The sequence below is a fragment of the Lentzea albida genome, assembly GCF_900111005.1.
GTDB classification, from domain to species: Bacteria; Actinomycetota; Actinomycetes; order Mycobacteriales; family Pseudonocardiaceae; genus Lentzea; species Lentzea albida.
Window position 1 is genome coordinate 275213 of sequence record NZ_FOFV01000010.1, and the last position, 11377, is coordinate 286589.

Genomic DNA, 11377 nt, shown 5'->3' on the forward strand with positions numbered 1-11377 from the left:
CGATCGTGGACGGTGTTCAAGAATGTGAATCCTTTCTGAAGGGTATTCCGTCATGCGGCTTTTCGTCAGCGCGCTGGTTCTGGCCTGCGCGGGTACCGGGGTGGTCCCGGCGCACGCCCACGACCCCGCCCGGCAGGTGCTGGCCGCGGGGGACGGCTGGGCGTCGGCCGGGCCGGGCACGACCGGGGGTGCGAAGGCGCGGAACGTGCACGACGTGCGCACGCGCGCCGAACTGGTCGAAGCCCTGGCGGCGCCGGGTCCGAGGATCATCGCGGTCAAGGGCGTGATCGACGCCAACACCGCGGACGACGGCACACCGTTGCGGTGCGCGGACTACGAGACCGACGGCTACACGCGGGCCGCGTACCTCGCGGCCTACGACCCGGCGGTGTGGGGGTGGGAGCGGGAGCCCGAGGGGCCGCTGGAGGAGGCGCGGACCAGATCGGCGAAGAAGCAGGAAGCGACGATCGCGCTCACCGTGCCCGCTGACACGACGATCATCGGTGCGAGCCGAGGCGCCGGGATCACGGGTGGCAGCCTGCGGATCCACAACGTGCGCAACGTGATCGTGCGCGACCTGACCTTCCGCGACACCCACGACTGCTTCCCGCAGTGGGATCCGACGGACACCAGTCCCGGGGCGTCGCCGGGCAACTGGAACTCGCTGTACGACTCGGTGTCCGTTCAGAACTCCGAGAACGTGTGGGTCCACCGCAACACGTTCACCGACGCGCCCAACCAGGACGCCAAGCAGCCGCTCCACTTCGGACGGCCCTACCAGGTGCACGACGGGCAGCTCGACATCACGAACGGGGCCGATCTCGTCACGGTGTCCCGCAACCTGTTCGCCGAGCACGGCAAGACGATGCTGATCGGCTCGTCGAACTCCTCGACCACCGATCCCGGCAAGTTGCGGGTCTCGGTGCACCACAACGTCTTCCGCGACGTGCTGGAACGCGCCCCGCGGGTGCGGTTCGGGCAGGTGCACGTCTACAACAACCTGTACGAAGGCGCGCAGACGTACAGCTGGGGTGTCGGCGTGCAGTCGCAGATCTACGCCCAGAACAACTTCGTCAGGGGCATCGCGGCCGAGGAGGTCGTCTACAACTGGGGCGGCACCGGGATCACCGACGTCGGCAACCTCCTTGACGGCAAGGCGACGAGCTTCGTCGAGGCGTACAACACCGCGTTCCCCGACAAGGCTCTCGGCCGGGACGCCGGGTGGACGCCGACACTGGCCCGCGGGCTCGAGCCGGCGCAGGGGATCAGGCACCTGAAGGCGGGCGCGCGCCGGTGAGGACCCGCACCTGGGCGCCCTACGCCCTGATCGCGCCGACGCTGGTGCTGATGGCGGTGTTCCTAGTCTACCCGATCGCGAGCGTCGGGTGGTTCAGCCTGCGCCAGCACACCGTCACGCAGCCGTGGAAGAACGGCTTCATCGGGTTCGAGAACTTCCGCCGGATGCTGTTCGAGGACCAGCTCTTCTGGCAGAGCCTCGTGTTCAGCGCCAAGTGGGTCGCGGTGGAGGTCGGCCTGCAGCTGGTGCTGGGGCTGGTGCTCGCGCTGATCGTCAACGAGACGTTCGTCGGACGGGCGGTGGCGCGAGCGCTGGTGTTCTCGCCGTGGGCGGTGTCCGGGGTGCTCACCACCGGCATCTGGATCCTGCTCTACAACCCGTCCACGGGGATCTTCCAGCAGCTCGCGCAGTGGGGGATCGGCGATCCCGGCACGTCGGTGCTCGGGGACCCGGCGACCGTGTTCCCCGCGACCGTCGTCACCGAGCTGTGGCGCGGGGTGCCGTTCTTCGCGATCCTGCTGCTCGCCGACCTGCAGACCATCCCGAACGACCTGTACGAGGCCGCGTCCGTCGACGGCGCCGGGCGGTGGCGGCGGTTCGTGAGCGTCACGCTGCCACACCTGCGGGACGCGATCGTGCTGTCCACGCTGCTGCGGGCGGTGTGGGAGTTCAACAACGTCGACCTCATCTACACGCTCACCGGTGGTGGGCCGGCGAACCAGACCACCACGCTGCCGCTCTACGTGGCGCGCAAGGCCGTCGACTCGCACGACTTCGGCTACGGCTCGGCGCTCACCACGGCGGGCTTCGTGATCCTGCTGTTCTTCTCGATCCTCTACCTGAGGCTGTCCAAGTTCGGGAGCCGGGCATGACCCAGACGCTGATCCGCCCGGAGACCCCGGTCGTGCCACCGCCTTCGCCGCCGCGACGCAGGAGGCGGAAAGACCCCGGCCGGTATCTGAGGCTGCACCTGCCGTTGGTGCTCTACCTGCTGTTCACGCTGATCCCGTTCTACTGGATGCTGGTGTTCGCGCTGAGGCCGGCGGGGGCGACCTCGCTCGTGCCGTGGCCGATCACGTTCGAGCACTTCGACACCGTGTGGAACGGTGTCGGCTTCGGGTTGTTCTTCCAGAACAGCCTGATCATCGGCGTCGGCACGCTCGTCGTCGTCACCGTGTTCGCGCTCATGGGCGGGTACGCGCTGGCGCGCTTCCGGTTCCGCGGCCAGCGGGTGTTCCTGCTGGCGTTGCTGTGCACGCAGTTCATCCCCGGCGCGATGATGCTGATCCCGCTGTTCGTGATCTTCAAGTCCGCCGGGCTGCTGAACAGCCTGACCGGGCTGGTCATCGCGGACACGGCGTTCCAGCTGCCGCTCGCGCTGATCCTGATGAGCGGGTTCGTGCGCAACGTCCCGGTCGAGCTCGAAGAGGCCGCGATGGTCGACGGATGCACGCGGCTGCGCGCGTTCTTCGCGGTCACCCTGCCGCAGCTCAAACCCGCGCTCGTGGCGGTCGGGTCGTTCGCGTTCATCGGCGCCTGGAACAACTTCCTGTTCGCGCTGATGTTCGCGAGCAAGCAGGACAAGTTCACGCTCCCGGTCGGGCTGAGCTACGCGCTGGGGGAGTTCAACACCGACTTCGGGGCGCTCGCGGCCGGTGGCGTCGTCGCCGCCGTGCCGGTGGTGCTGGTTTTCGCCGTCGTGCAGCGGTTCCTCGTGCAGGGGCTCAGCGCGGGCGCGGTCAAGGGATGAGGGAGAGATGATGAGGAGACTGCTGGTCGCGCTCGCGCTCGTGGTGAGCGCGTGTTCCGCCGGGCAGGACGGTCCCACGACGATCACGTTCTGGGACAACAACGGCGGCCCCGGCCGCACCCCGATCTACACCGAGCTGATCAAGCGGTTCGAGGCGGCGAACCCGGACGTCAAGGTCGAGTACGTCGGCATCCCGAGCTCGTCGGTGCAGCAGAAGTACGACACGGCCATCGCCGGTGGCGCGACGCCCGACGTCGGTGGCGTCACCACCTCCTACCTCGCGCACCTCGTCGGGCAGGACGCGCTCGAACCGGCCGACGAGCGGGTCGAGAACGGCGCTCTGAAGGGCAAACTGCTGCCGGGCCTGCTGGAGACGGTGCGCCAGACCGCGCCGGACGGCAAGCTCTACGCCGTGCCCGCGTCGGGCAACATGGACGTGATCTGGTACCGGTCCGACCGGTTCGAGGAGGCCAAGATCGCCGAACCGTCCACGTGGGACGACCTGGCGAAGGCCGCCACGCAGCTCACGAAGCCGGCCGAGAACCAGTACGGCTTCACCATCCGCGGTGGCGCGGGCTCGATCTTCCAGCTGCTGGCCGAGGCCTACTCCTACTCCGGCGTCGAGAAGTTCTACGAGGGCGGCAAGAGCACCGTCGCCGACCCGCGCAACGCCGAGCTCGTGCGCAAGGTCGCGGAGCTGTACAAGAAGGCCACGCCCGAGGCCGACGTGAACAACAACTACACGCAGATGGTCGCCCAGTTCACCGGCGGCACGGTCGCGATGATGCACCACAACCTCGGCTCCACCGCGGACGTCATGAAAGCGCTCGGCCCGGAACGCGTCAGCGCCATGCCGTTGCCCAAGGGCCCGTCCGGCAAGCGGACCGTGGTGCCGAACCCGACCGACGGCTTCGCCGTGTTCAAGGGGTCCGAGAACAGGGAGGCGGCCTGGAAGTTCGTCGAGTTCCTGACCTCGGCGGAGAGCAACGGCTACTGGAACGAGAAGGTCGGCCAGATCCCGGCCAACACCGATGTGCGCGGCGCGGAGTGGATCCAGGAGAACCCGGCCGTGAAGATGGCGCTCGGCGTGCTGGAGGACCCGGCCACCGTGCTCGTGCCGGCGCCGGTCTACCTGCCGGAGTACTCGTCGATCACCAAGACCGACACCGAACCGCTGTACCAGAAGGTGTTGCTGGGGCAGATGCCCGCGCAGGAGTTCCTCGACCAGCTCGCGGCCAAGCTCACCACCGCCCAGCAGGACTGGGAGAAGCGCAAGTGATCGAACGGGTGGTGGTGCGGACGTTCAAGACCACGGCGGCGACCTCCGTCGACCCGGAGGGGCACCGGCACCCGGCGCCCGAGCACGAGGTCGTCGAGGCGCTGCTGGAGGTCACCGACACCGACGGCGTCACCGGGTACTGCCAGGTCCAGCCGGACCAGGTGCGTCCCGCGGCGCTGGACAAGCACGTCAGACCCGTGTTGCTGGGCCAGGACCCGTGGGACCGCGAGCGGCTCTGGCGGCTCCTCGCGAGGCGCCAGCGGGGAGCGCACGGCGGGTTCACCGACCGCGCGCTCGGGTTCGTCGACCAGGCGCTCTGGGATCTGGTGGCGCGCAAGGTGGACCTGCCCGCGTGGAAGCTCGCCGGGGGCGCGCGCGACCGGATACCTGCCTACGCCAGCACGATGTGCGGCGACGCGGACGGCCTCGCGACCCCGGCCGACTACGGGGACTTCGCGAAGCACCTGGTGTCGCTGGGATATCGGGCGATCAAGCTGCACACCTGGATGCCTCCGGTACCCGGAGCACCGGACGTCGCGCGGGACGTCGAGGCCTGCCGGGCCGTGCGGGACGCGGTCGGGCCGGACGTCGCGCTGATGCTCGACGCGAGCCACTGGTACTCGAGGACCGAGGCCCTGCGGCTCGGCAGGGCGTTGCAGGAGCTGGACTTCTACTGGTTCGAGGAACCGATGGAGGAGGCCTCGATCAGCTCCTACCGGTGGCTCGCGGAGCAGCTGGACATCCCGGTCATCGGCCCGGAGGTGGCGTGGGGCAAGCACATGACCCGCGCCGAGTGGGTCAGCAGCGGCGCGTGCGACATCCTCAGAGCCGGTCCCGCGGGCAGTGGTGGCATCACACCGGTGCTGAAGACCGTGCACCTCGCGGAGGCGTTCAACGTGGACTGCGAGATCCATGGCAACGGCTCGGGCAGCCTCACCGTGCTCGGGGCGACGGACGCCGGCCGGTGGTACGAGCGCGGCCTGCTGCACCCGCACGTCGACTTCGACCGGGTCCCGCCGCACCGCAACGCGATCGCGGATCCGCTGGACGAGAACGGGTGCGTGACGCTGCCGGAGATATCGGGAATCGGCGACGACTGGAATTTCGAACACATCGGAGTTCACACTCTTGAAGTGTGGTGAGAAATCGAAGAACTGATTATCGAATATCTTCGAATTGGTTGACCGCTCTGCCGGGTGCTGGTTTCGTGAGTTCTACCGCCGCTCACCACATTGGGAGCGTGAATGAATTCGAAACGTGCAGCACTGATTTCCGCGGCCGCGCTCGTCATGGGCGCGGTGTCCATTCCCCAGGCGACCGCCGCACCGTTCGGGCTGGTCGGCTGGGCCACCCAGGGAGGGGGTACGACGGGTGGCGGCAGCGCCACCCCCGTCACCGTGACCACGGCGTCCGCGTTCGTCGCGGCCGCGAAGGCGTCCGGCGCGGCGGTGATCCGGGTCTCCGGCACGATCTCGCTGTCGAGCATGACGAAGGTGGCCTCGAACAAGACCATCGAGGGAGTCGGCTCGTCCTCGGCGATCACCGGGCAGGGCCTGAACATCGCCAACGCCTCGAACGTGATCGTGCGCAACCTCAACTTCCGCAGCTGGGGCGACGACGCGATCAACGTGCAGTACTCGACCCGCGTGTGGATCGACCACAACACCTTCTCCAACGGTTATGACGGTGCGGTCGACGTCAAGCGGGCGTCGGACTACGTCACGGTGTCCTGGAACAAGTTCAGCAGTCACAACAAGACGATGCTGCTGGGCCACAGCGACGACAACGGCTCCGAGGACCGCGGCAAGCTCCGGGTGACCTACCACCACAACTGGTTCGACGGAACGCAGCAGCGCCACCCGCGCGTGCGGTTCGGCAACCCGGTGCACGTCTACAACAACTATTACGGCGGCGTGACCGACTACGGCGTCGCGTCGACCGTCGAGGCCGGTGTCCTGGTCGAGGGCAACTACTTCGAGAACACCGAAGACCCGTTCCACCGCGGTGAGGGCAGCTCGGCCGGCGGCTCGCTCGTGGCGAGGAGCAACCACTTCGTCAACTCCGGAACGGGCGACCAGGGCGGTTCGGTCAAGAGCCTGCCCTACTCGTATCCGCTGGACGGCGCGAGCAGCGTGAAGAGCGTGGTCACGGCCGGTGCCGGAGCCGGGCGCGGCTGACGGGACCCAGGGGCGCCCCCGGTGGCGGGGGCGCCCCTGCTATTGCCTGGGACCGCTCCCAGAATTCCACTCGAAGGGAGCAGTAAGAGGAACCGCCAGAGCAACAAGTATTGCGCCGCAAAGAGTAACGCGAAGAGCTGTGCGGCGCAGAACCTGTTGCACCTGTGATCGGTTGGTCGCTGTGGGCCACGTTACAGTGCCGTGAACTCTGGGAGCGCTCCCAGTTGTCGAGAGGGCGGCGGCATGACTCGACGAAGAGTGGCGTTGGCGGTTGCGGCGGTGGTGCTGATCGGCGGGACCCCCGCCGTCGCGGCACCTGCTGCGGTGGCCTGCACCGTCACCTACCAAGTCACCAACGAGTGGAACAACGGATTCGGCGCTGCTGTGTCGATCCGCAACGACGGGGAGGCGCTGAACGGCTGGAACCTCACGTGGACGTTCCCGGACGGGCAACGCGTCACGCAGGGGTGGAGCGGCAACTTCACGCAGAACGGCGCCGTTGTGAGCGTCACCAACCCCTCCTGGGCGCCGACGCTGCCTTCGGGTGGCACCGCGCAGGTGGGCTTCAACGGCAGCAAGGGCTCGACGAACCGGCCCCCGACGGACTTCGCCGTGAACGGCGTGTCCTGCACGGGCCCCAACCAGTCGCCGTCCGTGGCACTGACGGCACCCACCAGCGGCAGCAGCTACACCCTGCCCGCGCAGATCCCGCTGGCGGCGACCGCGCAGGACGCCGACGGCACGATCGCCAAGGTCGACTTCTACGCCGGCACCACGCTGGTCGCGACCGACACCAGCGCGCCGTTCACCGGCACGTGGACGTCGGCGCCGGCCGGTGACCACAGCATCACCGCGCGGGCGACGGACAACCGCGGCGCCACCACGACCTCGGCCCCGGCCGCGGTCAAGGTCCTCTCCGGGCCGGCGGTGCTCGCCTCGCCGAGCGCGGTCTCGGTGAAGCAGGGCCAGACGGCGACGTTCGACGTCTCCCTGGCCACGGCACCGAGCCAGCCGGTCACCGTCACCATCACCGGCAGCGGCAGCACCGACCTGACGGTGAGCCCGGCGACGCTCACGCTCTCCGGCACCGCCAAGCAGACGGTCACGGTGACGTCGGCGAACAACGGTGGCGCGCTCGGCACGGCCACGTTCACCGCGTCGGCCACCGGCTACAGCCCGGCGACCGTCACGGTCAAGGAACTCGACCCGTCCACTTCGGACTTCAACAAGGCGTTCCTCGACCAGTACAACAAGATCAAGGACCCGGCGAGCGGCTACTTCCGCAAGTTCGGCGACCTGCTCGTGCCCTACCACTCGGTCGAGACGCTGCTGGTGGAGGCACCGGACCACGGTCACCAGACCACGTCCGAGGCGTTCAGCTACTACCTGTGGCTCGAGGCGAGCTACGGCCGCGTCACCGGGGACTGGGCTCCGTTCAAGTCCGCGTTCGCGTCGATGGAGAAGTACATCATCCCGGCGAAGGCCGACCAGCCGACCAACGACAAGTACGACCCGTCCAAGCCGGCGACCTACGCGCCGGAGCACCCGAGGATGGACCAGTACCCGTCGACGCTCGACGGCACCGTTTCCGTGGGCCAGGACCCGATCGCGGCGGAGCTGAAGTCCGCGTACGGCAACTCGGACGTCTACGGCATGCACTGGCTGATCGACGTCGACAACACCTACGGCTTCGGCCGCTGCGGTGACGGCACGACGGCACCCGCGTACATCAACACCTACCAGCGCGGCTCGTCGGAGTCGGTGTGGGAGACCATCCCGCAGCCCTCCTGCGACACGTTCAAGCACGGCGGTCCCAACGGCTTCCTGGACCTGTTCACCAAGGACTCGTCCTACGCCAAGCAGTGGAAGTACACCAACGCGCCGGACGCGGACGCCCGCGTGGTGCAGGTGGCGCTGCTGGCCCAGCAGTGGGCCACGGCGCAGGGCAAGGCCGGTGACATCTCCGCGGAGATCGGCAAGTCCGCCAAGATGGGCGACTACCTGCGGTACGCCATGTTCGACAAGTACTTCAAGCGCATCGGCAACTGCAACAGCCCGTCGTCGTGCCCCGGCGCGACCGGCAAGAACAGCGCGCACTACCTGATGTCCTGGTACTACGCGTGGGGCGGCGCGACCGACACGTCCGCCGGCTGGGCGTGGCGCATCGGTGACGGTGCCTCGCACCAGGGCTACCAGAACCCGCTGGCAGCGCACGCTCTCGCGAACGTGCCGGCGCTCAAGCCGTTGTCCGCCACAGGGCAGCAGGACTGGGCGACGTCGCTGAACCGGCAGCTCGAGATGCTGCAGTGGCTGCAGTCGGCCGACGGCGGTCTCGCCGGCGGCGTGACGAACAGCTGGGAGGGCCAGTACGCATCGCCTCCCGCCGGCACGCCGACGTTCTACGGCATGTACTACGACGCCCACCCCGTGTGGCGCGACCCGCCGAGCAACCGGTGGTTCGGCTTCCAGGTGTGGGGGATCGAGCGCACGGCCGCTCTCTACCGGCTGACCGGTGACGCGCGCGCCAAGAAGATCCTCGACAAGTGGGTGCCGTGGGCGATCGCGAACACCACGACCGGCACGAACTTCCAGATCCCCGCGGACCTGGAGTGGTCGGGAGCGCCGGACACGTGGAACGCGACCAACCCGGGCTCGAACGCGAACCTGCGGGTGCGCGTGGTGAACCACAACCAGGACGTCGGCATCGCCGCGTCTTACGCGAAGGTGCTGCTGAACTACGCGGCGCGGTCGGGCAACGCCTCGGCCAAGACCACGGGTGAGGCGCTGCTGACCGGGCTGCTCGCGCACCAGGACAGCCTCGGCATCGCGACGCCGGAGACCCGCACGGACTACAACCGGTTCGACGACGTCTACAACACCAGCACGCTCGAAGGCCCGTACGTGCCGTCCGGCTGGACCGGGAAGATGCCCAACGGCGACACGATCGGCCAGGGCTCGTCCTTCCTGTCGATGCGGTCGATGTTCCGCAACGACCCGCAGTGGCCCAAGGTCCAGTCCTACCTGGACGGTGGGCCGGCGCCGACGTTCACCTACCACCGCTTCTGGGCGCAAGCCGAGATCGCGACGGCGTTCTCCCTGCACGCCGAGATCTACGGGTGAGGAGTCCCGAGATGAGGAAACGCATAGCTCTGTTGGCAGTCGCGGCCGCGGTCGGTGCCGTGCTCGTGCACACCGGCGGCACCGCGGTCGCGCACGGGTCGATGGTCTGGCCCGGCAGCCGCACCTACCTCTGCTACGAGGACGGCCGCGCCGGCGGCGGTGGCGGCGACCTGAACCCGACCAACCCGGCCTGCCAGGCCGCGGTCGCGCAGGGCGGCAAGCAGCCGCTGTGGGACTGGTTCGGCAACCTGATCAGCAACGCGGCCGGGCGCCACCGGGAGATCATCCCCGACGGCAACCTCTGCGGCCCCACCACGAAGTACTCCGCCTACAACCTGACGCGCGCCGACTGGCCCACGACCCAGGTGCAGGCGAACAGCCAGGTCACGTTCCGGTACAACGCGTGGGCGCCGCACCCCGGCACCTGGGAGCAGTACGTCACCAAGGACGGCTTCGACGTGACGAAGCCGCTCAAGTGGTCCGACCTCGAGTCGGTGCCGTTCGACAAGGTGACGAACCCGCCGCTGGCGAACGGTGAGTACGCCTGGCAGGCCCGCCTGCCCAACAAGTCGGGCCGGCACGTCATCTACTCGCTGTGGCAGCGCTCGGACAGCCCCGAGGCGTTCTACAGCTGCTCGGACGTCGTGTTCGGCGGCGGCACCGGTACGCCCGACACCACCGCGCCGTCCGCACCCGGCACCCCTGTCGCGTCGGGCGTCACCGCGAACTCGGTGAAGCTCGACTGGTCCGCCTCGACGGACAACGTCGGCGTCGCGTCCTACCGCGTCTACGGCGGTGGTCAGGTGGTGGCGACCTCCTCGACGAACTCCGTGACGGTCACCGGCCTGAGCGCGGACACCTCGTACTCGTTCACGGTGGTGGCGACGGACTCCGCGGGCAACGCTTCGACGGCCTCCTCGGGCGTCACGGTCAGAACGTCGACCGGTGGCGGCACTCCCACGGGTTCGTGCACGGTGACGTACACGCGGCCGAGCACGTGGAGCGGCGGGTTCACGGCGAACGTGACGGTGGCGAACACGGGCACCAGCGCGATCAGCGCGTGGCAGCTCGTGTGGGCCTTCCCGTCGGGGCAGCAGCTCCAGCAGGCCTGGTCGTCGACCGTGACCGTCGCGAGTGGACAGGCGACGGCGAAGGGCGTGTCGTACAACGCCGACATACCGGCCGGTGGCTCGGCGTCGTTCGGCTTCAACGCCACGACGACGTCCACGCCGACCGACCCGACGTCCTTCACGCTCAACGGTTCGGCGTGCGCCGTCCGGTGATGAGGGCGTTGCTCGCCCTCCTGGTGGTGGGTTCGGTGACGTTCGCCCTCCTCGTAGGACGCGCCGAACCCACCCCGGACCTCAGCAAGGGCGTCGACGGCATCGCCGCGTGGCTGCACGACCTGACCGACGAGTGCTCCACGGTCCGGCGCGGTGACGACTTCACCGAGTTCGCCGGACCGGTGCGGTCGAAGGTCTACGCGCCGTTCGTCGCGGAGTGGGGGACCTGCGCCAAGGAGCCGTACGGGCGGCTCGGGCTGCTGGTCCTCAGGCCTGGCTTGGACCAGGCCTGGCTGGCGGCGCTCGCGGAGGGCGAGGTCCGGGGCGATCCGGACCTCGCCTTCGGGGACGGGTTCGCCCTCACCGGCTCGATCGGCATGGAGTACCTCGGCCTGAAAAGACTTGAGTGCACGCCCAGCGCGTGCTCGCTCAGGGAGATCGAACATCATTGACAGACAGGAGATCCGGAGC

General features: G+C 68.7%; 9 protein-coding genes. All 9 read left to right on the plus strand.

Annotated elements, in window-relative coordinates; translation table 11 throughout:
* Window positions 1-52 precede the first annotated feature (52 nt).
* A complete protein-coding gene (locus BMY74_RS25075) occupies window positions 53-1297 on the plus strand; it encodes a pectate lyase family protein (protein WP_089920142.1) in 1245 nt (414 codons plus the stop codon).
* Window positions 1294-2169: a carbohydrate ABC transporter permease gene (locus tag BMY74_RS25080; RefSeq protein WP_218159730.1), complete on the plus strand. Its 876-nt coding sequence runs from the start codon at window positions 1294-1296 to the stop codon at window positions 2167-2169. Before BMY74_RS25075 ends, BMY74_RS25080 begins: the two co-directional genes overlap by 4 nt.
* Entirely contained in the window at window positions 2166-3047 is an 882-nt protein-coding gene (locus tag BMY74_RS25085; protein WP_089920143.1) for a carbohydrate ABC transporter permease, read from the plus strand. The genes BMY74_RS25080 and BMY74_RS25085 overlap by 4 nt, the downstream gene beginning before the upstream one ends.
* A 10-nt stretch (window positions 3048-3057) precedes the next feature.
* Window positions 3058-4326, plus strand: a complete 1269-nt coding sequence (locus tag BMY74_RS25090) for an ABC transporter substrate-binding protein (protein WP_245786342.1) — start codon at window positions 3058-3060, stop codon at window positions 4324-4326.
* Window positions 4323-5468: an enolase C-terminal domain-like protein gene (locus tag BMY74_RS25095; RefSeq protein WP_089920147.1), complete on the plus strand. Its 1146-nt coding sequence runs from the start codon at window positions 4323-4325 to the stop codon at window positions 5466-5468. The genes BMY74_RS25090 and BMY74_RS25095 overlap by 4 nt, the downstream gene beginning before the upstream one ends.
* 102 nt (window positions 5469-5570) lie before the next feature.
* On the plus strand, window positions 5571-6503 hold the full coding sequence (locus tag BMY74_RS25100) for a pectate lyase family protein (protein WP_089920149.1): 933 nt from the start codon (window positions 5571-5573) through the stop codon (window positions 6501-6503).
* A 243-nt stretch (window positions 6504-6746) separates the two neighbouring features.
* Window positions 6747-9623 carry a glycoside hydrolase family 48 protein gene (locus BMY74_RS25105; protein WP_089920151.1) on the plus strand — a complete coding sequence of 959 codons (2877 nt, stop codon included), beginning with the start codon at window positions 6747-6749 and terminating at the stop codon, window positions 9621-9623.
* A gap of 11 nt (window positions 9624-9634) precedes the next feature.
* Window positions 9635-10906, plus strand: a complete 1272-nt coding sequence (locus BMY74_RS25110) for a lytic polysaccharide monooxygenase (RefSeq protein ID WP_089920153.1) — start codon at window positions 9635-9637, stop codon at window positions 10904-10906.
* A complete protein-coding gene (locus BMY74_RS25115; RefSeq protein WP_089920155.1) occupies window positions 10891-11358 on the plus strand; it encodes a hypothetical protein in 468 nt (155 codons plus the stop codon). Before BMY74_RS25110 ends, BMY74_RS25115 begins: the two co-directional genes overlap by 16 nt.
* Window positions 11359-11377: the final 19 nt, after the last annotated feature.